This is a genomic window from Bradyrhizobium sp. 62, assembly GCF_023073035.1.
Lineage (GTDB): Bacteria > Pseudomonadota > Alphaproteobacteria > Rhizobiales > Xanthobacteraceae > Bradyrhizobium.
The window spans coordinates 441917-464769 of sequence record NZ_JADPIT010000015.1 but is presented as its reverse complement, the minus strand read 5'-3'; the positions used below and the strand labels follow the sequence as shown (position 1 = coordinate 464769).

The following is a 22853-nucleotide window of genomic DNA, read 5'->3' as shown; positions in this document are numbered from 1 at the left end:
GGGCTGATCGAGGATCTCGACCAGCCCTATTACTTCAAGATCTGACGGCGCTCGGCACCGCCAAATGCAGATCAGTCCGTCGTGACCGCCGTTTCCATGTCAGTCGGATCGATATGCCTGGCGAGATTGGCGTTGAGCTTGTCGCGATCGAGTTCGCCCTCCCACCAGGCGACGACCACGCAGGCAACGCCGTTGCCGCACAGATTGGTCAGCGCGCGGCAATCGCTCATGAACTTGTCGATGCCGAGCACGATCGCCATGCCCGGCACGAGGCGCGGATCGACCACGGCGAGCGTCGCCGCCAGCGTGATGAAGCCCGCGCCCGTGATGCCGGAGGCACCCTTCGAGGTCAGCATCGCCACCACCAGGATGGTGAGCTGCTGGCCGAAGGTGAGATCGAAGCCCAGCGCCTGCGCGATGAACAGGGTCGCCAGCGTCATGTAGATGTTGGTGCCGTCAAGATTGAACGAATAGCCCGTGGGCACCACGAGGCCGACCACCGACTTGGAGCAGCCGAGGCGCTCGAGCTTTTCCATCAAGGACGGCAACGCGCTTTCCGAGGACGAGGTGCCGAGCACGATCAGCAGCTCGTCCTTGATGTAGGCAAGGAACTTGAAGATGGAGAAGCCGGCGAAGCGCGCGATGGTTCCGAGCACGACGAATACGAACAGCGCCGCGGTCACGTAGAACGTCGCGATCAGGCCGACGAGGTTGAGGATCGCCCCAGTGCCGAACTTGCCGATGGTGTAGGCCATCGCGCCGAAGGCGCCGATCGGGGCTGCGCGCATCACGATGGAGATGACGCCGAACACCGCATGCGCAGCGTCGTCGATGAAGCTGCGGATGGTGTGGCCGCGTTCGCCGAGCCCCATGATGGCGAAGCCGAACAGCACCGAGAACAGCAGCACCTGCAGGATCTCGCCTTGCGCGAAGGCGCCGACAACGGTGTCCGGAATGATGTGCAGCACAAAGTCGACCGACTTCTGGCCTTCGGCCTGCTTGGCGTAGTTGGCGACGGCCTGCGCATTGGCGGCGGCGCCGCCGAAGCCCGCACCCGGCTTCACCAGATTTCCGATGATAAGTCCGATCACCAGTGCGAAGGTCGAGACGATCTCGAAATAGACCAGCGCCTTGACGCCGATGCGGCCGACCTTCTTGGCGTCCTGGATATGGGCAATGCCCGAGACAACGGTGCAGAAGATGATCGGCGCGATCACCATCTTGATCAGCTTGATGAAGCCGTCGCCGAGTGCCTTGATCCACTCATTGGTAGCGACTGACGGCCAGAGCCAGCCGACGATGGCGCCAAGCACGATCGCGATCAGCACCTGGATATAAAGTACCTTGTACCACGGCTTGGCGGCGGGCGGCGCGACCGGCGCCCCCACCATCGTTGTCGTCGTCATTGTTTCACTCCCCCTCAAAACGCCAGGCCAGCCAAGATCAACTTGGCCGGCCCTGTCAATCGGAACTGCTCGATATTGCGCGCTTTACCCGCGGTCGATCACCCGGCGTATCGCCGGCATCAACGTTGCGCCCAGCGCGTTCTTGACCAGCGAGGCCGCAACGAACGGCATCAGGCCGACCTGCCACGCCTTTGCGGCGCCGAGGCCGAGACCGAAGGCCAGCCAGCCAAAGCCCGCGGCCAGAATGAGGATGTGGCCGACGGCCATGGCCGCAAACAGCAGCATTACGCTGCGATCCCAGCCGCGCTCGGCGAGCCAGCCGGTGACGAACGCGGCGCCAATGAAGCCGAACAGATAGCCTGCGGTCGGGCCGACCAACGGTGCGATTCCACCAACGGGACCGGCGAACACCGGCAGGCCCATTGCGCCCTCGGCGAGGTAGGCGATCATGGTTGCGCTGCCAAGCCGCCAGCCATAGGCGGCGCCGATCATCAACACGACCAGCGTCTGCAATGTCATGGGCACGTAAGGCAGTGGCAGGTTCACCTTGGCTGACAGCGCCATCAAGGCGGTGCCGAGCGCAATCAGCACGACGGCGCGCAAGGCGCCGACGGTTTCACCCGGCCGGATCGGCCACATCAATGCGGCGAGAGGAGAATGCGTGGCGGTAGACGGGACGGAACGGTCAGACAAGTTGCACTCCAGAAGGCTGTCGAAAACTGGCGGCTATTTAAGCCAGTGGGCGATCCGGTCAACTGCTTCCCGCATCTCCGCAGCCGAACGCGCGTAAGAGAGCCTTATGAATGAACGACCATGGATGGGATCGAAGTCGAGCCCCGGCGTGACCGCGACATGGGCCTGTTCGAGCATCTGCTTGGCGAACTCGAAACTGTCGGAGGTGAAATCCGAGACGTCCGCATAGAGATAGAATGCACCGTCGGCCGGCAGAAACCTGGTCAGGCCGGCCTTGGGCAATCCCTCGATCAGGATGCGCCGGTTTTCCTGATAGCCGTGCTTGATCTCCTCCATCTCGGCCGCGCCGTCGAAGGCCGCTTCGGCTGCGATCTGCGACAGCGATGGCACCGAGATCGACAGGTTCTGCTGCAGCCGCTCGATCGGCCGCACCAGAATCTCGGGCACGACCATCCAGCCGACGCGCCAGCCCGTCATGCAAAAATACTTCGAGAACGAGTTGATCACGAGCGCGTGGTCCGACAGCGCCGCAGCCGTCACCGCGGGAAACGCGTAATCGAGCCCGTGATAGATCTCGTCCGAGATGAACCGGATGCCCGCGTCTTCCGCCGCCGCGATCAGACCGGCGAGCGCCTCGCGGGACATCATGGTCCCGGTCGGATTGGCGGGGCTGCCGACCAGCACGCCCTTCAGCGGCGCCTTGCGATGGGCAGCCAGCAGCGCCTCGCCGGTCAACGCATGGCGCGTCTCGTTCGTGGTCTCGATCAGCACCGGCTCACAACCGAGCGCGGTGAGGATATGACGGTACGGCGGATAACCCGGCACCGTTACGGCGACGCGGTCGCCCGGCTCGAACATCGCGAGGAATGCCAGAATGAACCCGCCGGAGGAGCCGGTGGTCACCACGATCCGCTCGGGGCTGACGTCACAGCCATAGGCATCGCGATAATGCCGCGCGATGCGCGCGCGCAAGGAGGGGATGCCGAGTGCGGAAGTATAATCAATCCGCCCCGCCTCGAGCGCCGCATGGGCGGCCGCAATCGCAGTCTTCGGCGCGCCGGCGGCGGGCTGGCCAACCTCCATGTGGATCACATGGCCTCCGGCCGCCTCGATCCGGGCCGCCGCGGCCATCACGTCCATCACCATGAACGGGGGAACATCGCTGCGGCGGGAGGGCGCGAGCCACTGCCCCAACCGGTTCCTCAATGTCGCATCGTGCATCGATTTCTGCTATTTCGCTGGCGGGCCGATCCGTCCGACCCGGGAAACGGGGTGCTTGCGCCCCAGACTGGCCGCATTGTACGGCTCATAAGGGGTACGGCTCAAAGGGGCATATCGCGTATCCGGTCCGCCGCCAATCGCCAAAACCAATCACTGAACTGCTTGACCAGGAATGCCTGACAAGCCTGCTGACAAGACCGTTTGACCCAGACCGCTTGATGTTGTTCCAGATCGCATTGCGCAAGAAGGCCACCGCCCTCACCTCCCTCATCGCGGCGGCTGCGATCGCGCTGACGCCGTTCTCGGCCGCGCATGCGCAGGCCAAGGGGCCGCCGGTCCTGCGCGACACCGAGACCGAGCAGCTGCTGCGCGAATACACGCGCCCGATCCTGCGCGCCGCCGGTCTGGAAAAGCAGAACATCCAGATGGTGATCGTCAACGAGGGCTCGTTCAACGCGTTCGTCGCCGATGGCCGCCGCATCTTCGTCAATTACGGTGCGATCCTCCAGTCGGAGACGCCGAACCAGATCATCGGCGTGCTCGCGCACGAGACCGGGCATCTGGCCGGTGGCCATCTGTCCAAGCTGCGCGAGCAGCTCGCCAATGCCCAGACCCAGATGATCATCGCCATGCTGCTCGGCGCGGGCGCGATGGCCGTAGGCAGCACCCGCGGCAGTGGCAGCGCCGGCAACAATGGCCTTGCCAATGCAGGAGCCGCCGCCCTCGCCGGTCCCCAGGAGATGATCCGCCGGACGCTGCTGTCTTACCAGCGCCAGCAGGAGGAGAACGCCGACCGCGCGGGCGTGAAATTCCTGACTGCGACCCAGCAGTCGCCGAAGGGCATGTACGAGACGTTCAAGCGCTTCACCAGCGAGAGCCTGTTCGCCGCACGAGGCGCCGATCCCTATCTCCAGTCGCACCCGATGCCGGCCGAGCGCGTCGCTTCCTTGCAAGAGTTCGCCAGCTCCAGCCCTTATTGGGACAAGAAGGACGATCCAGCGCTCCAGCTCCGCCACGACATGGTGCGCGCCAAGATCTCCGCCTTCATGGAGCGGCCGGAGACGGTGTATCGCCGCTATCCCCTGACCAATGACAGCATGCCGGCGCGCTACGCCCGCGCCATCAGCACCTATCTGCACGGGGATTTGCGCAGCGCGCTCACCCAGATCGACGCGCTGATCCAGGTCCAGCCCAACAATGCGTATTTTTACGAGGTGCGCGGCCAGGCCCTGCTGGAGGGCGGCAAGCCGGCCGAAGCGATCCCTGCCCTGCGCAAGGCTGTCGCACTTTCGAACAACGCGCCCCTCATCGAGATGTTACTTGGGCAGGCTCTGGTTGGGTCCGATAATAAGGCCTACACCGATGACGCCGTTCGGATTCTCCGGGCCGCGGTCGCACGGGAACCGGAGGCCATTCTCGGCTACATGCAGCTCGCGATGGCCTATGGCCGGAAGGGCGACTATGCCGAGGCCGATCTGGCGTCGGCGCAGGCCGCTTATCTGCGCGGCGACAACAAGACCGCCCGCGAGCTTGCAACGCGCGCGAAAACCCGTTTCGCCGTCGGCACGCCCGGATGGGTCAAGGCCGACGACATCGTGGCGTCGAAACCGCCACGCAACTGACAAGACCAAGACGACCTGACAAGACGACGCCTTACGAAACGACGTCACGACACCGAGCTTAAGTCCGCCGGGACGTTTTCCGAAACCTGCTTTGGATAAGAGGATTTGCCTATGCCTTCGCTGCGCCTGCTTGCTCCCGCGCTGTTTGCGCTCGCCATGTTCGGCGCAGCCGCGCCCGCGTCGGCCGACAGCTTCTCCGATGCCCAGCGCACGGACATCGAGGTGATCATCAAGAACTATCTCGTCACCCATCCCGAGGTGCTCGAGGAAGCGATGGCCGAGCTCACCAAGCGCCAGGCCGCGGCCGAGACGCAGAAACACGAGGCCAGCGTCGCGCAGAATTCCGATGCGATCTTCAACTCGCCGCGCCAGGTCGTGCTCGGCAACAAGGACGGCGACGTCACCTTCGTCGAGTTCTTCGACTACAATTGCGGCTACTGCAAGCGCGCGATGGACGACATGCTCACCCTCATGAAGGCTGATCCGAAGCTGAAGGTGGTGCTGAAGGAGTTTCCGGTGCTGAGCCAGGGTTCGGTGGAAGCAGCCCAGGTCGCCGTCGCGGTCCGCATGCAGGATCCCTCCGGCAAGAAATATCTCGATTTCCATCAGAAGCTGCTCGGCGGCCGTGGCGCCGCCGACAAGGCGCGCGCGCTTCAGGCGGCCAAGGAAGCCGGCCTCGACGTCGCGAAGATCGAGAAGGACATCGGCAGCGCCGAGGTGCGCAGCACCATCGAGGAGAACTTCAAGCTCGCCGAAGCAATGGGCATGAACGGCACGCCCAGCTACGTGATCGGCAAGCAGATCGTTGTCGGCGCCGTCGGTGTCGATAGCCTGAAGGAAAAGATCGCTGTGGCCCGCTGCGGCAAAGCGACCTGCTGACAAGGCGACCTGCCGATCAAGTCTACAACTCATGCATGCAACGAGGCCGGCTGAAAAGCCGGCCTTTTCATTGCGCCGAAATCTGGCGCGCGCGTTCATCTGGCGTTCAACAAACAAATGCCGCGGAACCGCCAATGTTCCGGAACTCCCGGTACCTCCTTTCGTTGTCGGCGCGGGCAATGACGCAAAGAAACACGTGAGGAGAATTCCATGTCTAACCGCTTTATGATCTCGGTCGCCGCGCTTGCGCTCGTCGCCGGCACCGGTCTGGCGAACGCACAGGGCACCATGAACCGCGACAGCGGTGGCAGTGCAGGCGCGCAGCCGACGCAGCATTCGCAGCCTTCCGGCGCCGCCGAGCGCGGCGGCTCGATGGGCCGCGAATCCGCTCAGGAGAAGGGCACCGTCGGCCAGACTGGCGGCGCCATGAAGCCCGGCGGTGCAGCCGAGGAGAAGCCGTCGGGTGGGATGGACAAGTCCGGCGCGATGAACAAGAACGCGGCCGACGAGAAGGCCGGCGCGGCGAAGGGTGAGCACGCCCAAGGCGCGCAGGATAAGTCCGCGCAGGACAAGTCCATGCATGACAAGTCAGCGCAGGACAAGGCAGCGCAGGACAAGTCGAAGAGCACGATGGACAAGTCCCAGACGGACAAGTCCAAGAGCACGGAGACTGACACCAAGAGCGGCAATATGAACGCCCAGACCAAGGGCGCAGACAGTCAGACCAAGGGTGCGGACAACAAGGCTGCCGATACCAAGTCTCAGACCACGACCGGCACGGCCTCCGCGACCGCTTCCGCACCGCCGCCCGAGAAGCGGACCGAGATCACATCCGCGATCAAGTCGACCAAGATCGAGGAAACGACCAACGTCAACTTCAACATCTCGGTCGGCACGACGATCCCTGCCAGCGTTCACTTCCACCCGCTCCCGCCGCGGATCGTCGAGATCTATCCGGAGTGGCGCGGCTACGAGGTGATCTTCGTGCACGGCCAGTACGTGATCGTTCGTCCGCAGACGCGCGAGATCGTGTACGTCATCGAGGGGTAAGCCGGTCCGCTGACCGACCCGTCCAGCACGAGCCCCCGCCGAGAGATCGGCGGGGGCTTTCGGTCTCTCGGGAGACCCAGCCCCTCTGGCGCTGCGGCAGCCATGCTTCGGACTGGTTAACAAGCAATTTCCGTAGCTTGCGCACAGGTTTTTGCACCCCGGATGAGGCATCTGAAGCCAGTTCGGAGGTCCTTCAAGGCTTCCCCTCACGCGCTTTGTTACCTATAACCCCCGCCACGCCGAAGCACCTCTTGCGGGATTGGAATGGCCGAACCAGCAACCGACACGATCCTTGTCCTGAACGGGCCGAACCTCAACATGTTGGGGACACGCGAGCCCGAGAAGTACGGGCATGCGTCGCTGGCCGACGTCGAGGCGCTGTGCCGGGAGACGGCAACGACGTTCGGCCTCAAGGCGGACTGCCGGCAGTCCAACCGCGAGGGCGAGCTGATCGACTTCATCCACGAGGCACATGCCCGCAAGATGAAGGGCATCATCATCAATGCCGGCGGCTATTCGCACACATCGATCGCGCTGCACGACGCGCTGCTGGCGGTGCAGATCCCGACGGTCGAGGTGCACGTCACCAACATCCACGCCCGCGAGAATTTCCGACATCACTCCTACACCGCGCGCGCGGCCTTCGCCTCGCTCTGCGGTTTCGGCATCGAGGGCTACCGCCTCGCCATCCAGGGCCTTGCCGCCAAGCTCGGCATCAAGCCCAAAGCCTGACGCTCCCCCTTCACACAGAACATTCGGATCAAACAACATGGCGCGCCAGCCAGACGACAAAGCAGCCGCAAAGTTTTCCAGCGAGGATTCCGCCCTCGTCCGCGAGCTCGCCTTGCTGCTCGATGAGACCAGCCTCACTGAAATCGAGATCGAGCGTGCCGGCCTGCGCCTGCGCGTCGCCCGCAACATCAGCGTCGCCGCGACCATGCCGATGCAGATGGCGGCTGCCCCCGCCGCGCTCCCGGTGGCTGCAGCTGCCGCCGCGCCGGCCGCTGCCGACCTGACGAAGCATCCCGGCGCCGTAACCTCGCCGATGGTCGGCACCGCCTATTGGGCGCCGGAGCCCGGCGCCAAGCCGTTCATCGAGGTCGGCAGCAAGGTCTCGGTCGGCCAGACGCTGCTGATCATCGAAGCCATGAAGACCATGAACCAGATTCCCTCGCCGCGCGCCGGCACGGTGACGCAGATCGTGATCGAGGACGGCCAGCCGGTCGAGTACGGCGAGCCACTCGTGATCATTGAGTGACGTTCGAGGGCGGTCTCATCGCCCTCGCCGCTTTCCGCGCGTCAGTCCAATAAGGACACCATGTTCGACAAGATCCTCATAGCCAATCGCGGCGAGATCGCCCTTCGCATCCTCAGGGCCTGCAAGGAGCTCGGGATCGCGACCGTCGCCGTGCATTCCACCGCCGACGCCGATGCCATGCATGTGCGCCTGTCGGACGAGAGCGTGTGCATCGGGCCGCCGGCGTCCAAGGACAGCTATCTCAACGTCCCCGCGCTGCTCGCGGCCTGCGAGATCACCGGTGCCGATGCCGTGCATCCCGGCTACGGCTTCCTGTCCGAGAACGCGCGCTTCGCCGAAATCCTCGCCGAGCATAATCTGCATTTCATCGGCCCGAAGGCCGAGCACATCCGCCTGATGGGCGACAAGATCGAGGCCAAGAGGACTGCCAAGAAGCTCGGCATTCCCGTGGTGCCCGGCTCCGACGGAGGGGTCGGCCCCAACGACGACGCGATGGCGATCGCCAGGAAGATCGGCTTCCCCGTGCTGGTCAAGGCCGCGGCGGGCGGCGGCGGCCGCGGCATGAAAGTGGCCGAGAGCGAGGCCGACCTTCAGGTCGCGCTGTCGACGGCCGCCAACGAGGCCAAATCCGCCTTCGGCGATGCCTCCGTCTACCTCGAAAAATATCTGCAGAAGCCGCGCCACATCGAGATCCAGGTCCTCGGCGACGGCCGTGGCGGCGCGATCCATCTCGGCGAACGCGACTGCTCGCTGCAGCGACGCCATCAGAAGGTCTGGGAGGAAGGCCCCTCGCCCGTGCTGACCGCGGCTGCACGCGCCAAGATCGGCGAGACCTGCGCCAAAGCGATGCGCGAGATGAAATATCTCGGCGTCGGCACTATCGAATTCCTGTTCGAGGACGGCGAGTTCTACTTCATCGAGATGAACACGCGCATCCAGGTCGAGCATCCCGTCACCGAGAGCATCACCGACATCGACCTCGTGCTGGAGCAGATCCGCATCGCCGCCGGCGGCGACCTGCCGGCGCGACAGGAAGAGGTCCAGGTAATCGGCCACGCGATCGAGTGCCGCATCAACGCCGAGAATCCGCAGACCTTTCGTCCTTCGCCCGGCCGCATCACGCAATATCACCCGCCCGGCGGGCTCGGCGTGCGGATCGATTCGGCGGTCTATCAGGGCTACACGATCCCGCCTTATTACGACTCGCTCGTCGGCAAGCTGATCGTGCACGGCAAGACCCGCGGCGAGTGCCTGATGCGGCTGCGCCGGGCGCTGGACGAGATGGTGGTCGAGGGTATCGAGACCACCCTACCGCTGTTCCGCGCTCTCGTGCGGGAAGACGACATCATCAACGGCGACTACCACATCCATTGGCTGGAACAATATCTCGCCGGCAAGGCGGAACCCGCCCCGAAGTAGTCGTCCCTCCGCATGGAACCCTTTGGCCCCAATCGCGTTTGGCCGATGGGGACAGTTCCGAGGGGGCGTTTTGAAGTCCGGCAATCCTGATCGAGCGAGACCGTCGTGACCGCTGAGGCGCAGCGGCGGCGTAGATTTTGGCAGATCCTGCTGTTCGCGGCGGGTCTCCTGGTGCTGACCGTGATCAGCGCCGGCTCCGTCTACCTCGTCAACAAGGCGAGAGACGACAGCAAATGGGTGGTTCACACCATCGAGGCGGAGAACCAGATCAACGCCCTCCTGCTGGAAATCCGGCGGGCCGAGAGCGCCGCCCGCGGCTACCTTCTGACACAAGGGGCGGATTTCAAGGTCGAGCATGACAAGGCCGTGGCGGCCGTCATCCCCGCTCTCGACAAGCTCACGCGCCTGATCGGCGACAACCCGGCGCAACGTCAAAGCATCGAGAAGCTGAGCGCGGCGATCGAGACCCGGCTCGGGCAGTTCGCGCAGGAGATGGATTTCATCCGGCGGGGTGAGCCGGAGAAGGCCGCAGCGCTGGTCCGCGAGATCGCCTCCACTGACGCAACAGCCGTGATCGCCAATGTCGCGACAGGGATGATTCAGGAGGAGGAGCGGCTGTTCCGGCTCCGAACGGTCAATTCGGATCGCAGTCAGACCCTCGCCGCGTCGATGACCGGCATCGGCTCCGGCCTCGTCGTGCTGCTGGCGCTGATATCGATCTGGCTGGTGCGGCGCTCGGCCGGTGCCCGTGACGATGCCGAGGCGCGCCTGCGCGACGCCAACGTCAATCTGGAGGCCGTGGTCGACGAACGCACGGCCGATCTGCGCGAAGCCAATAACGAGATCCAGCGCTTTGCCTATATCGTCAGCCACGATCTGCGCTCGCCACTCGTCAACATCATGGGCTTCACCAGCGAACTCGAAGAGCTCGGCGGCGACATTTTCCGCCGTATCGGCGGCCTTACCCACGTCCCGGCCGACGGGCCGCCGCTGCCGGACGGCGAGATCGCGCTCGAAGGTCCCGACAAGCAGCTCTCAGCGGATTTTTCCGAAGCGCTGGGCTTCATCAAGTCGTCGATCGCCAAAATGGACCGCCTGATCTCGGCGATCCTCAATCTCACCCGCGAGGGCCGGCGCGAGTTCCAGCCGGAAAAGATCGACACCGCCGAGCTGATCGAAGCGATCGTATCGACGCTGGCGCATCAGGCCGCCGAGGCGCAGGCGGAGATCCAAGTCGCCCCGCTGCCCAATCTCGTCAGCGACCGCCTGGCGCTGGAGCAGATCTTCTCCAATCTGATCGACAACGCCATCAAATATCTCAAGCCCGCCGTCCCCGGCGAGATTAGAATCCGCGGGCGCACCAAGCTCGGCTACGCAATCTTCGAGATCAGCGATAACGGCCGCGGCATCGACCCCAAGGACCACCAGCGGATCTTCGACCTGTTTCGCCGCGCCGGAACCCAGGACAAGCCCGGTCAGGGCATCGGTCTTGCGCATGTGCGTGCACTTGTGCGTCGCCTCGGCGGCACCATGTCGGTATCATCGGAACTGAATACGGGCAGTACCTTCACCATCACGCTGCCCATCACCTGGAACACCAGCAACCGGAACGCGGATCAATGACTCAACCCGTCAGCATCATCATGATCGAGGACGACGAAGGGCACGCGCGGCTGATCGAGCGGAACATCCGAAGATCCGGCGTCAACAACGAGATCATCTCCTTTGCCAACGGCACGGACGCGATGAAATACCTGTTCGGGCCCGACGGCAGCGGGCTCGTGCAGAAGGGTAATGCGCTCCTGATCCTGCTCGATCTCAACCTTCCCGACATGACCGGGATCGACATTCTCAAGCAGATCAAGGAGAACAAATATCTGAAGGCCTCGCCCGTCGTGGTGCTGACCACCACCGACGATTCCCAGGAAATCAAGCGCTGCTACGAGCTCGGCTGCAATGTCTACATCACCAAGCCCGTGAACTACGAGAATTTCGCCAATGCCATCCGGCAGCTCGGCTTGTTCTTCTCGGTCATCCAGGTCCCGCCCGCGGCCCCATGAACCAGCGCATGCCCACACTGCTCTACATCGACGACGACGGGGCGCTTGCGCGTCTGGTCGATCGCGGTCTGACACGGCGCGGCTACAAGGTCGTTCACGCCGCAAGCGGCGAGGAAGGCCTCGAGCTCATCCGCCGCGCGGGCGCGCAGGACAGCATTGACCGCGGCATCGACGTCGTGGCGCTCGACCAGTACATGCCCGGCCTCGACGGGCTGGAGACGCTTGAGCAGATCATGGCGATTCCGGGCGCGCCGCCGGTGGTCTTCGTCACGGCGTCGCAGGATTCCAGCATTGCGGTGACGGCGCTGAAGGCGGGGGCGGCCGATTATCTCGTCAAGGACGTCAAGGGCGATTTCATCCCCCTGCTTCACGTCGCGGCCGAGGGCGCGCTGCGCCAGGCCGAAATGCAGAAGGCGCGCGAGGAAGCCGAAGCCGAGATCCATGCCTCGCGCGACCGCTACGCGGCCCTTGCCGCCGAACGCGAAATGCTGCTGCGCGAGGTCAACCACCGCGTGGGCAACTCGCTCCAGATCATCGCCTCCCTGCTGCATCTGCAGGCAAGCTCCGCTGCGCAGGACGAGGTCAAGGCTGCGTTGACCAATGCGATGGGCCGCGTCGCCGCGGTCGCGCAGGTGCACCGCCGCCTCTACACCTCGCAGGACCTGAAGAGCGTGGTCCTGAACCAGTATCTGGACTCGCTGCTCGAGGATTTGCGCCGCTCGGCTGAGGGCAACCGGATGTCGCGCCTGACGCTGAAGGCCGAACCGATCGAGATCGATCCGGACCGTGCGGTCGCCGTCGGCATCATCGTCAACGAGCTGGTGATGAACGCGGTGAAATACGCCTACCCTGACGGCGCCGGCCCGATCCATGTCGAGCTGACCTCGCAGGGCGACGATCTCCTGCTGTCGATCAGCGACGATGGTGTCGGCGATAACGTCAAGGCCGATCCGCGCTCGACCGGCATGGGCCAGCGTATCGTCGCAGCCATGGCCACGAAGCTCGACGCTTCGGTCGAGCGCGATCCCACCCATTCCGGAACCCGCGTCATGTTGATGTTCCGCCGTGTCCCGGCTGCCGCCGGAAAGCCGGCTGCTGCCGCAGCGAACTGATCTGCACCGCCCATCGCAACCGCATTGCGATCCTGCTATTATGGCGAGCCATGACTTCGCGCGACTCTGCCCCGTCTGAAATCACGCCGGCCGTGCTGCTGCGCGCCTATGCCTGCGGCATCTTTCCGATGGCCGAAAGCGCCGATGATCCGACCCTGTTCTGGGTCGAGCCGGAGTTGCGCGGGGTCATCCCGCTCGACGGATTTCGCGTAGCCTCGCGGCTCGCGCGCACCGTGCGTTCGGATTCATTCCGCGTCACCGTCAATACCGCCTTCAAGGCCACGATCGCCGGCTGCGCCGCGCCGCAGGCCGGGCGCGAGGACACCTGGATCAACAAGCGCATCCGCGACCTCTATGGCGGGCTGTACGAGCTCGGCCATTGCCACAGCGTCGAGGCCTGGCAGGGCGAGGACCTCGTCGGCGGGCTTTATGGCGTCAGCCTGGGCCGGGCCTTTTTCGGCGAGAGCATGTTCCACACCGCGCGCGATGCCTCCAAGGTCGCGCTGGTGCATCTGGTCGCGCGGCTCATCCATGGCGGCTTCGAGCTGCTCGACACCCAGTACGTCACCGAGCACCTGAAGAGTTTTGGCGCGGCCGAGATTTCGCGGCGGCGCTACACCACGCTGCTCGACAAGGCGCTCGCGGGCGAGCCCGGGGATTTCCTGAGGCTCTCCGCCGGCGAAGCAATCCCGGGCGCACGCGCGCTCGAGATCATCGCCGCGCGGCAATAATAAGGGATATTAGCCAACCCCCGGGGATTTGGCCTAGCGGCCGAACCCGGGGATACCGAACAGACCCGGGCGCTGCTCGGGCGGCGGAGGTGGTGGCGGCGGTGCCGGCTGCTGCTGCTGGATCGGCGGCAGCGGCTGCGGCGGACGCTGCTGCACCTGCTTGGGCGCGGCTTTCTTCTGCGCGGGCGGCGGCGGTGGCGGCTTGGTGCCGGGATCCGGTGCCGCGGTCGCAATCGTCTGCTGCGGCTCTTTGCAGTCGGTGAGCCAGATATCGTAGATCGGGTGCTCGACGCCGTGCAGGCCTGGACTTGCCGCGTACATCCAGCCCGAGAAGATGCGCTTCACCTCACCTTGCAAGGTGATCTCGTCGACCTCGACGAAGGCGTCGGTGTTGGCGGCCTCGGTCGCCGGCCGCGTGTAGCAGGCGTCGGTTTTGACGCGCAGCGCACCGAACTGCACGGTCTCGCCGATCTCCTCGTCGAAATTGATGATGCGCCCGGTGATCTTGTCGAGACCGGAGAAGGTCGCCTTCTTGTTCACGATCTTCTGGGCCGGCGGCTCGGTAACGACCTCGTCGCCCGGCTGAAGGCTCGCCGGCGTCTGCGGGACTGCGCCTCCGGGCGCGCCCTTCTGCTGCGGCTGGCGCTGACCCGGCGCGCCTTGCGGATTGGGTGGAGCGACCGCGACGGACGGCGGCTGGTTTGGCGGAGCTGCGCTAGACCCTGGCGGCGGCGCCAGAGGCTGGGTCTCGACCGGCCCCGGCATCACATTGCCCTGCCGACCCGGCGGTGGCGCCATCGGACGCGACGGCAGCACACGGCCCTGCGGCGGCAGCTCCGGCACCTCTTCGTCGTCGTCGGGCATCTGCTGCTGCGGCTGGGGCTGGCCACGCGGAATGTTGCCGGGCGGCCGCAGCGGCGGCGGATCGGAGAAGATCGTACCGATCTGCGCCTGCGCCGGCGTCGCAGCCGTCAGTGCGGTGGCGGCCAGAAGCGCCGCAAGACCTGTCAGAGTAAATGTTCGAAACATCTCGCGCGGCTTCAACAGCGAATCGGGCTTGCTGGACATTCTACAGGGGATACCGCCGCTCGCAGGCCATCCGGTTAACACGGCGAATACGGCGGGGGAAGGGCGGCATCCCTGCCCTTCCCGGCCCGGTCTGGCCAGATCGGCCCCCGGATGGGATAGTCGAGCACTCCTCTCAGGGGTCAGGCGGGCATCGCCCCCGAAAACGACGTCCAACGAACAATCAGAAACCCGCAAGGTCGCTCCCCCATGCCCGTCGTGCTCGATCCCGATGCCGCCGCCGTCTACAAGGCCTTCCAGGAGGCCGGCCGGCCCGCCTACGAGACCCTGACCGCGCCGGAAGCGCGGGCCTATTACGCGCAGGCACGCTTTGCGACCAATCCCGAGCCACCGGACCTCGCGCGCGTCACGCCGCTATCGATCCCGGCACCGCACGGCGCCATTCCCGCGCGTCTCTATGTTCCGAAGGAGCCGCGCCGGGATGATGGTTTGTCGCCAGCGCTGGTGTTCTTCCACGGCGGCGGCTGGGTGATTGGCGATCTCGATTCCCATGACGTCGTCTGCCGCCAGCTCGCCGACGCCGGCGCGCTGATCGTGATCTCGGTGGATTACCGCCTAGCGCCCGAGCACAAATTTCCCGCCGCCATTGATGACGCGATCGCCGCGACCAAATGGGTCGCCGCCAACGCGCGCGAGCTCGGCATCGACGCCTCCCGGCTTTCGATCGGCGGCGACAGCGCTGGCGGCAATCTCGCCGCCGTCGTCGCGCTCGCCGCGCGCGACGGCAACGGTCCCGCGATCGCGGCCCAGTTGCTGATCTACCCCGCGACCGATTTCGCCATGACGCATGGCTCTCACCGCGAGCCCGAGACCAGCGTGCTGCTGACGCATTCGGTGATCCGCTGGTTTCGCGACCATTATCTCAACGGCGCCGCCGATATCCACGACTGGCGCGCCTCGCCGGCACGGGCGACAAACCTGGCCGGGCTGCCGCCGGCCTATGTGCTCACCGCCGGTGCCGATCCCCTGCGCGACGAAGGCGACGAATATGCCGAGCGCCTGAGGCAGGCCGGCGTGCCCGTGGCCTACAAGCATTATCCCGGCCAATTCCACGGCTTTTTCACGATGGGGAAATTGCTGCGAGAGGCCAATGTCGCCGTGAGCGAGATCGGCGCGTGGCTGAAAGGATTGGGCTGAAACGCCGTTCCCGATGCCGCCCGTTCTTCAAAGCATATTCGTCCTCCCCCTGCGCTGGCTGACATGGCTTGGCGGCCAAGGCACCCGCGCGGTGGCCGCCGTCGTGTTCATCGCGCTCGCGGTGCCGCCGCTCGGGATGTTGCTGCGCCCCTTCGTCACCGAGGCGATTTTCGTTCTGCTCTGCATCTCCTTCATGCGGGTCGATCTCGCCGCGCTCACCGGCCATCTGCGGCGGCCAGCGCTGGTCGGGACCGCCACCGTCTGGACCATGATCGGCGTGCCCGTGATCGTCGGGCTGATCGTCCATGTCACCGGGCTCACGGCGCGCGCCCCCGACCTTGCCCTGGCCTTGATGCTGCAGAGCATGGCCTCGCCGATGATGGCCGCGCCGGCGCTGGCCGCGCTGATGGGTCTCGATGCCACGCTGGTGCTGGTCACGCTGGTGAGCGCGACCGCGCTGGTGCCGTTCACGGCGTCGCTGTTCGCGAGCCTGTTCCTCGGCGACATGCTCAGCATCTCGCCGCCTGCGCTGGGGCTGAAGCTGCTTGGCATCCTCGCAGCATCGCTGCTGGCTGCGACCGTGATCCGGCAGGTCTTCGGCGCGGCCGCGATCCAGCGCCACAGGCAGCCGATCGACGGCTTCAACATCGTCATCCTGCTGGTCTTCGCGACCGCGATCATGGGCGATGTCGCAAGCGATCTCGTCGCCCGGCCGGTCTCCACCATCGGCTTTGCAGCTCTCGCCTTCGCGATCTATTTCACGCTGCTCGCCGTGACCACGCTGCTGTTCCGCCGTATCGGCTATGAGCGCGCGCTGGCGCTCGGGCTGATGGTGTCACAGCGCAATCTGGGCCTGATGCTCGCCGCGACCGCCGGCGCGCTGCCGCCCACCACCTGGCTCTATTTCGCGATGACGCAGTTTCCCATTCACCTGGCGCCCTACATGCTGATGCCGATCGCGCGGCGCTTGACGGCGCGCGCACAGGCCTCGAGCGCCGCGGCGACCGGCGGCAAGGCCGCATCGGGCTGAACCAATCCGCAAGTCAACCGCTGGTGACCAAGCGAATGTCGTCACGCAGCGCGCCAATGTCCCTTGTGAATATCGAACTTCATGGCACCGTCGTCACGCATCTTCAACAGGAGCGATTGGCAGTCGTCCTGGTTCTTGATGTTCACGCGCTTCATGATGTCGAAAGTCTTCAGAGGTTTTTCGCGAAGGGCAATCAGAATCTTTTCTCGATCGGTCATTGGGGTTCCTTGCATCGGTTTCGGCGACGGTACGTGTTGTACAGATCGTCCGCAACGGCTGCATTCGCTTGAGGAGGTCGGTTCCGGGTCCAAAAGGCGAAATGCCGCGCAATATGCAAGTCTGCTCAAATATCCAAGTGTGCTCACCCGCTCAAGCGGCCTCTCCAAATCGGTGAATTCTCCCTACCCGGCCCTTGCCGCGCGCCGCAGCGCCTGCGGCGGCTGGCCGAAGGCGCGGATGAAAGCGCGCCGCATGCGCTCGGGGTCGCCGAAGCCGGTTGTCTCCGCGACGAGCTCGATCGCCTCGCGCGAGGACTGCACGCGCTCGCGCGCGACCTCGATGCGCAAGCGCTCGATGGCTTTCGAGGGCGTCGTGCCGGTCTCGGCGGCAAAGGCGCGGGCAAAATGCCGCGCACTCATGCCAGCGCGGTCGGCGAGATCTTCGACCGTCAAGCGGGCGTCGAGGTTCTCGCGCGCCCAGGACAGCAGCGCGCCGAAGCGCCCGTTCGGCGTCTTCAATTCCAGAAGTGACGAGAACTGCGACTGGCCGCCACTGCGGCGATGATAGAGCACGAGCTGCCGCGCGATGTCCTGCGCGATCTGCTCGCCGTGGTCCTCGGTCACCATCGCGAGCGCAAGGTCGATGCCCGCCGTGATGCCCGCCGACGTCCACACATTGCGGTCGCGGGTGAAAATCTGGTCCGGCTCGAACTTCACCTTGGGATAGCGCGCGACGAAATCCCGCGTGCGTCCCCAATGCGTGGTGGCGCGGCGGCCGTCGAGCAGGCCCGCCTCGGCCAGCACATAGGCGCCCGAGCAGACGCTGGCGACCCGCACGCCGCGCCGCGCCAGCCGCTGCACGAAGGCGCGCGTGACCTCGCAGCGCGCGGCATCCGTCACGCCCGCGCCTCCCGCCACGACCAGCGTCGTGATCGTATTCGCCGACTTGAAGTCGCGCGCCATCATCTCCACGCCGGACGAGCTGCGCACGGGCCCCGCGTTCACCGCCAGCACGCGGATCCCGGGTGTCGTCTTGCCCGTGCAGCGCGCCGCGATCTCGAACACCGAGATCGGGCCGGCCGCATCGAGCAACTGGAAATCCGGGAAGATCAGGATGCCGATCATGGTCATGTCCGAAAGCGAGGGAAATACGCCATTTTGGACAGAAGGGCATCATGAGAGGCTGCTTCCGTCAAGCTCATAATTGGAGGCTCTCATGTCGTCCCCGCTCCAGATCGGTCTCCTGGTGTTTCCGCGCGTCACCCAGCTCGATTTTACGGGTCCCTTGCAGGTGTTCTCCTCCGTGCCCGGCGCAAAACTGCATTTGATTTGGAAACGGATCGAGCCGGTGCCGAGCGATTCCGTGCTGACGCTGACGCCGACCACGACGTTCGCCGACTGCCCGCAGCTCGACGTGATCTGCGTGCCCGGCGGCGGCGGCACCAACGATCTGCTCAATGACGAGGAGGTGCTCGGTTTCCTGCGCCGGCAGGCCGAGGGCGCCAAATACGTCACCTCGGTCTGCACGGGATCGCTGGCGCTCGGCGCCGCCGGCCTCCTGAAGGGCTACCGCGCCGCCACGCACTGGAGCGCGATGGAGATGCTCGCTCAGTTCGGCGCGACGCCGACCAAGACGCGCGTCTGTGTCGATCGCAACCGCGTCACCGGCGGCGGCGTCACCGCGGGAATCGATTTCGCGCTGACCCTGGTGTCGATCATGGTCGATCGCACCACCGCGGAAGCGATCCAGCTTCAGCTCGAATATAATCCGGCCCCGCCGTTCAATGCAGGCTCGCCGGATACCGCGCCTGCCGAGGTGCTGGCGTTGCTGAAAGAGCGTGGCGCGCAGGGTCAGGCGCGGCGGCTAGAGGCGGTGACGGGCGCGGCTGAAAGGATGACCTAGTCTCCGCTCTCGTGTCCCGGGCGCGCTGCAGCGCGTAGCGGTGCTGCGCACGGACGCGACATCCAGTTGTGCCTCCATGAAAGAAAAAGGCCGCCCGGTTTCCCGAGCGGCCTTTCCTGTCTTACGGCGGCTGCACATTTCATCGGGCGATTTCGGAGCTTCCAGACCGGGGGCCTATTTCCCGATCGAGTCCTGGTCGGCGGCCGCTGCATTTCGGGACAGTCGCGAACTGTTGCCCGAACCGAACGCGATGGTCTCCCATCTCCGTAAGATGCGACCATTGAGCCGCATCGCCCGCGTGGCTGCAATGCCCGCGCAGGACTCATCCCCGCTGTTCCCGCTGTCCACAGCAGAGCGAGGCGGATGCGGGTGCATCCACTCCAACGACAAGGGTTGAGACGGGAATCGGAAGCCTAGCTGGGCGTCCAGGGCTGATAGTCGCCGGTCGCCTTGGGCCGCTTGCCGCTGGCGAGCGTCGAGCCCGAGGGACGGTAGGCGTTGGCCGTGCCGGTGAGATTGGGCTGGTGCGGCTTTTCCCACTCGCGCGGCTGGTAGTTGTCCTGCGTCGGCGGCACGTCGACGGTGTGATGCATCCAGCCGTGCCAGGACGGCGGGATACGGCTGGCCTCGGCGTAGCCGTTATAGACCACCCAGCGCCGCTCGAAGCCGAGGGCAGGATCGATCGCCCCGCCGCGGGTGCGATAATAGAGGTTGCCCTGCTCGTCCTGGCCGACCAGCTCGCCATAGCGCCTGGTCCAGAGTTGGGTGCCAAACGTCTGGCCATTCCACCAGGTGAAGAACTTGAGGAAGAATTGTTTCATGCGGCAAGGGCCCTGCTTCGTCGGGTCCTGATGCCATCCGGACGGCGAAATGTCCAGTTCGGCGGGGGCGGCGGTGCCCTGCTGCAGATGCGGTCGCCGGGCACACGGACTCTGCCGCAAATCGGACGCGATCCGTTCATGCCGGATACAGCCTCGCCATGAAAACTTGTCCTCGCACGCAAACCGCCGTGATCCCAGGAACTACAGCCCTTTCATCGGGTTTGCTTCCGGGAAAAGGAGTTTTGATCATGAGAAGTCTGAAAGTCTTGAGCGCGGCTGCGGCCGTGGCGCTGGTTCTCCCGTTGGCGACGCCAAGCTTCGCGCAAGGTCGCGGCGGACATGGCGGTGGCGGCGGTGGCCATTTCGGCGGAGGTGGCGGTGCCCACTTCGGCGGCGGCGGCGGCGGTGGCGCTCACTTTGGCGGTGGCGGCGCCCGCATGGGCGGCGGCAACTTCGGCGGCGCGAGGATCGGTGGCGGCGGTGGCAATTTCGCAGCAGGTACAGCCATGCGTCCCAGCGGCGGAGCTGCCTTCAACGGCGGCGGCGGGCGCAGCTTCGCAGCAGCCGGGGGTCAGCACTGGAATGGCGGCGGCGGTCATTGGCACGGCGGCGGCTGGCGCCATCGCGGCGGCGGCTTCTGGCCCGGTGTCGCGGCAGGCGCTGCGATCGGCGGCCTCGGCTCGTACGCCTATTACGGCGGCGGCTATTACAACGACCCGTACTACTATGGCGACGACAGCTATTATGATGAGCCGTCAGTAGCCGTGGTCCCAGATAGCGGCGGCGACTCCGCGGGCTACTGCGCGCAGCGCTACAAGTCCTACGATCCGGCGTCCGGCACTTATCTCGGCTATGACGGCCAGCGTCATCCCTGCCCGTAACACGACCTGCAACACGTGAAGAAGAAGGCGTCGCAGCGATGCGGCGCCTTTTTCGCATTCGGGCGCCTCACCTGTTTCGCTCGCCTCATGTTCGCCATCGGCCACTGTCGCATACAACCGATGCGCGGACCTTTATTCACCGCACCGTGCATACCTACCCTTATCCAATCCCAAATTGACCCGACGCGCGATTCACCTGTATCAACTTGGCTATGGGGACTTCGATGACTGGGAAGTGTCATGCCGCGTATTCTCGTGGTCGATGACGATCCGATGGTCGGTGCGACCATCGAGGTCCTCCTCCAACGTCAGGGCTTCGACGTCACGTTGACTGACGGCGGAGAAACGGGTTTGGCTGCGCTCGAAACCCAGAGTTTCGACGTAATGCTGGTCGACATCTTCATGCCGCATATGCGCGGCTTCGAGTCCATTCGCATCTTTCACGAGCGCGCGCCGGCGGTTCCGCTGATCGCAATGTCCGGCTACGCCTTCGCCTCATCCGCCTCGCCCTCTCCCGACTTCCTCCGGATGGCGCTGGAGCTTGGCGCGACCCGCTGCCTGCGCAAGCCGTTCACGCCGGACGCGCTACTGACCACGATCCGGGAATGCATCGCCGCGCCGGGCGATGGCTCGCAGCCGAAGGACAAGAAAGAAGCCCCTTGATCCCAACGCAGCGCGTCATTCTCGGTGCTGGACTTGCCATCCTCCTGATCATCACCGCAGCCTCGATCGGCCTCGACGTCAAGTCGCGGTCCGACGCGGCCTGGGTCAATCACACCGTCCAGGTGCTGAAGAAGATCTCCGACCTGCGCGTGCTGATGCGCAGTGCCGAGAGCGCCGCACGCGGCTACGAGATCTATCGCAACCCGAGCTTCAGCGAGGAATTCCAGGCGGTGCACGCCCGGATCGCACCGGCACTCGCCGACCTCAAGCGCAGCGTGCGCGACACTCCGGAACATGTCGCGCTGCTCGAGGGCACCGAGCCGCTGGCGCTGCGCCGGATCGAGATCGCCGCCGAAGTGATGCGCCTGCGCGCCGGAAACGACCAGGCCGGCATTGCCGCGCTCCAGGGCAAGGGCGAGGGCCGTGGCCTCATGGACACGGTGATGGGCAATTTCGATCATCTGAGCGCAGAAGAAGAACGATTGCTCGCGGCGCGCTCCCAGGATTCGCGCCGCACCGGCATCGTGCTGCTCGGCATCGACGTCGCCGGCGCGCTGGTGATCCTGCTGCTGGTCGTGATGATGATGCGCGAGAGCCGGCGCACCGAGGGCGCACTCAAGAGCACGCTATTGGAGACTACGGCCGCCAACCAGCAGCTCGAGACCGCAGTGGCCGAGCGCACCGAGCATCTGGTCACCGCGCATGACGAGCTCCGCCTGTCGGTCAACGTGCTCCAGAGCACGTTCCACAGCATGGCGGAAGCGGTGCTGGTCATCGACGCCGAGGGCAACGTCCTTCTGTCCAATCCCGCCGCCGAGCGCATGCTGCTGCACCGGACCGGCATGAACCTGCGCAATCTGCGGGCGCTGTCCAACGTGCTTCACGGCGACGGCGTCACCCCGCTCAAGCCGGACGAGCTGCCGTCGGCACGCGTGCTGCGCGGCGAGCCGTTCGAGAATATGGAGATGATCGTCCGCCCGCACAGCGGCAATGCTCCCCGTCATCTCATGATCAGCGGCCGGCCGATGCTGGACGGGCAAGGCAACGTCTCCGGCGCGGTGCTGGTCTATCACGACGCGACCATGTCGCGCGAGACCGAGCGGCAATTGTACCAGTCGCAGAAGCTGGATGCGATCGGCAAGCTCACCGGCGGCGTCGCGCACGACTTCAACAACATGCTGACCGTGATCTCCGGCAATACCGAGACGCTGGTGGCAAGCCTGAAGCAGCAGCCCGACCTCCAGCGCGTGGCGCGCCTGATCGACGAGGCCGCCGAACGCTGCGCCGAGCTGATCCAGCATCTGCTCGCCTTCGCACGCAGGCAGCCGCTGCAGCCGCGCAACGTCGAGATCAACGCCGCGGTCGCCGACATCGCGAAACTCCTGCGCCCCACCCTCGGCGAGCAGATCGAGATCGAGACCGTGCTCGAACAGGGGCAGATGACCGCGCACATCGATCCGTCCCGCCTCACCAATGCCCTGCTCAACATGGCGATCAACGCGCGTGACGCCATGCCGAACGGCGGCAAGCTGCTGCTCGAGGCCCACCGCGTCGTGCTCGACCAGGCCTATGCGCAAAACAATCCCGACGTACGGCCCGGTCCTTACGTGATGCTCGCCGTCAGCGACACCGGCACCGGCATGCCGGCGGAGGTGCAGCAGCA

The 22853-nt window shown here is 65.3% G+C and carries 22 protein-coding genes and 1 pseudogene; 16 read left to right on the top strand and 7 right to left on the bottom strand.

Features of this window, described 5'->3' with window-relative positions; translation table 11 throughout:
* Positions 1 to 71: 71 nt before the first annotated feature.
* From IVB47_RS12600 to IVB47_RS12590, 3 genes are all read right to left on the bottom strand, one after another.
* A complete protein-coding gene (locus tag IVB47_RS12600) occupies positions 72 to 1406 on the bottom strand; it encodes a dicarboxylate/amino acid:cation symporter (protein ID WP_247461924.1) in 1335 nt (444 codons plus the stop codon).
* A gap of 84 nt (positions 1407 to 1490) precedes the next feature.
* Positions 1491 to 2045, bottom strand: a complete 555-nt coding sequence (locus tag IVB47_RS12595) for a biotin transporter BioY (protein ID WP_247408826.1) — start codon at positions 2043 to 2045, stop codon at positions 1491 to 1493.
* 87 nt (positions 2046 to 2132) lie between these two features.
* Complete coding sequence (locus IVB47_RS12590) at positions 2133 to 3320, bottom strand: aminotransferase class I/II-fold pyridoxal phosphate-dependent enzyme (protein WP_247461922.1); 1188 nt, start codon at positions 3318 to 3320, stop codon at positions 2133 to 2135.
* A 218-nt stretch (positions 3321 to 3538) separates the two neighbouring features.
* Here IVB47_RS12590 and IVB47_RS12585 point away from each other — a divergent pair, with 218 nt between their 5' ends.
* From IVB47_RS12585 to aat, 10 genes are all read left to right on the top strand, one after another.
* A complete protein-coding gene (locus tag IVB47_RS12585) occupies positions 3539 to 4942 on the top strand; it encodes a M48 family metalloprotease (protein WP_247461920.1) in 1404 nt (467 codons plus the stop codon).
* Positions 4943 to 5053: 111 nt separating this feature from the next.
* Positions 5054 to 5821: a DsbA family protein gene (locus IVB47_RS12580; RefSeq protein WP_027517690.1), complete on the top strand. Its 768-nt coding sequence runs from the start codon at positions 5054 to 5056 to the stop codon at positions 5819 to 5821.
* A gap of 210 nt (positions 5822 to 6031) precedes the next feature.
* Positions 6032 to 6871, top strand: coding sequence for a DUF1236 domain-containing protein (locus tag IVB47_RS12575; RefSeq protein WP_247461918.1), 840 nt, complete (start codon positions 6032 to 6034; stop codon positions 6869 to 6871).
* Between the two features lie 264 nt (positions 6872 to 7135).
* A complete protein-coding gene (gene aroQ / locus IVB47_RS12570; protein WP_027569828.1) occupies positions 7136 to 7603 on the top strand; it encodes a type II 3-dehydroquinate dehydratase in 468 nt (155 codons plus the stop codon).
* Between the two features lie 37 nt (positions 7604 to 7640).
* A complete protein-coding gene (accB, locus tag IVB47_RS12565; RefSeq protein ID WP_247461916.1) occupies positions 7641 to 8129 on the top strand; it encodes an acetyl-CoA carboxylase biotin carboxyl carrier protein in 489 nt (162 codons plus the stop codon).
* A gap of 60 nt (positions 8130 to 8189) precedes the next feature.
* Positions 8190 to 9548, top strand: a complete 1359-nt coding sequence (gene accC / locus IVB47_RS12560) for an acetyl-CoA carboxylase biotin carboxylase subunit (RefSeq protein WP_247461914.1) — start codon at positions 8190 to 8192, stop codon at positions 9546 to 9548.
* Positions 9549 to 9653: 105 nt separating this feature from the next.
* Complete coding sequence (locus tag IVB47_RS12555; RefSeq protein WP_247461913.1) at positions 9654 to 11171, top strand: ATP-binding protein; 1518 nt, start codon at positions 9654 to 9656, stop codon at positions 11169 to 11171.
* The gene (locus IVB47_RS12550) at positions 11168 to 11608 is read left to right on the top strand and encodes a response regulator (RefSeq protein ID WP_027569825.1); all 441 of its coding nucleotides are present in this window, start codon (positions 11168 to 11170) and stop codon (positions 11606 to 11608) included. Before IVB47_RS12555 ends, IVB47_RS12550 begins: the two co-directional genes overlap by 4 nt.
* Positions 11605 to 12720 carry a histidine kinase dimerization/phosphoacceptor domain -containing protein gene (locus IVB47_RS12545; RefSeq protein WP_247461911.1) on the top strand — a complete coding sequence of 372 codons (1116 nt, stop codon included), beginning with the start codon at positions 11605 to 11607 and terminating at the stop codon, positions 12718 to 12720. Before IVB47_RS12550 ends, IVB47_RS12545 begins: the two co-directional genes overlap by 4 nt.
* Before the next feature lie 50 nt (positions 12721 to 12770).
* Positions 12771 to 13451, top strand: coding sequence for a leucyl/phenylalanyl-tRNA--protein transferase (aat, locus tag IVB47_RS12540; protein ID WP_247461909.1), 681 nt, complete (start codon positions 12771 to 12773; stop codon positions 13449 to 13451).
* Positions 13452 to 13484: 33 nt separating this feature from the next.
* Here aat and IVB47_RS12535 read toward each other — a convergent pair whose 3' ends face one another.
* On the bottom strand, positions 13485 to 14519 hold the full coding sequence (locus IVB47_RS12535) for a DUF2155 domain-containing protein (protein WP_247286243.1): 1035 nt from the start codon (positions 14517 to 14519) through the stop codon (positions 13485 to 13487).
* Positions 14520 to 14726: 207 nt separating this feature from the next.
* Between IVB47_RS12535 and IVB47_RS12530 the strand changes: the two genes are divergently transcribed.
* Both IVB47_RS12530 and IVB47_RS12525 read left to right on the top strand, forming a co-directional pair.
* Entirely contained in the window at positions 14727 to 15674 is a 948-nt protein-coding gene (locus tag IVB47_RS12530; RefSeq protein WP_247461907.1) for an alpha/beta hydrolase, read from the top strand.
* Positions 15675 to 15687: 13 nt separating this feature from the next.
* Positions 15688 to 16704, top strand: a complete 1017-nt coding sequence (locus IVB47_RS12525) for a Na+-dependent transporter (RefSeq protein WP_247461905.1) — start codon at positions 15688 to 15690, stop codon at positions 16702 to 16704.
* Between the two features lie 41 nt (positions 16705 to 16745).
* Here the strand turns inward: IVB47_RS12525 and IVB47_RS12520 are convergent, their stop codons facing one another.
* The gene (locus IVB47_RS12520; RefSeq protein ID WP_247461903.1) at positions 16746 to 16922 is read right to left on the bottom strand and encodes a hypothetical protein; all 177 of its coding nucleotides are present in this window, start codon (positions 16920 to 16922) and stop codon (positions 16746 to 16748) included.
* Positions 16923 to 17105: 183 nt separating this feature from the next.
* Complete coding sequence (locus IVB47_RS12515; RefSeq protein ID WP_247461902.1) at positions 17106 to 18047, bottom strand: GlxA family transcriptional regulator; 942 nt, start codon at positions 18045 to 18047, stop codon at positions 17106 to 17108.
* 91 nt (positions 18048 to 18138) lie between these two features.
* Between IVB47_RS12515 and IVB47_RS12510 the strand changes: the two genes are divergently transcribed.
* Positions 18139 to 18825, top strand: a complete 687-nt coding sequence (locus IVB47_RS12510; protein WP_247461899.1) for a DJ-1/PfpI family protein — start codon at positions 18139 to 18141, stop codon at positions 18823 to 18825.
* 413 nt (positions 18826 to 19238) lie between these two features.
* On the opposite strand, the gene IVB47_RS12505 is transcribed toward IVB47_RS12510, so the two are convergent.
* Positions 19239 to 19646, bottom strand: a complete 408-nt coding sequence (locus IVB47_RS12505; protein ID WP_027569817.1) for an NADH:ubiquinone oxidoreductase subunit NDUFA12 — start codon at positions 19644 to 19646, stop codon at positions 19239 to 19241.
* Between the two features lie 248 nt (positions 19647 to 19894).
* Here IVB47_RS12505 and IVB47_RS12500 point away from each other — a divergent pair, with 248 nt between their 5' ends.
* The 3 genes and pseudogenes from IVB47_RS12500 to IVB47_RS12490 all read left to right on the top strand — a co-directional run.
* Positions 19895 to 20527 (top strand): BA14K family protein, encoded by a 633-nt coding sequence (locus IVB47_RS12500; RefSeq protein ID WP_027569816.1) that lies wholly within the window; start codon positions 19895 to 19897, stop codon positions 20525 to 20527.
* Positions 20528 to 20767: 240 nt separating this feature from the next.
* On the top strand, positions 20768 to 21190 hold the full coding sequence (locus IVB47_RS12495) for a response regulator (RefSeq protein WP_027569815.1): 423 nt from the start codon (positions 20768 to 20770) through the stop codon (positions 21188 to 21190).
* Positions 21187 to 22853 (top strand): annotated as a pseudogene (locus IVB47_RS12490) (CHASE3 domain-containing protein); the annotation flags it as partial. The gene IVB47_RS12495 and the pseudogene IVB47_RS12490, both read left to right, overlap by 4 nt.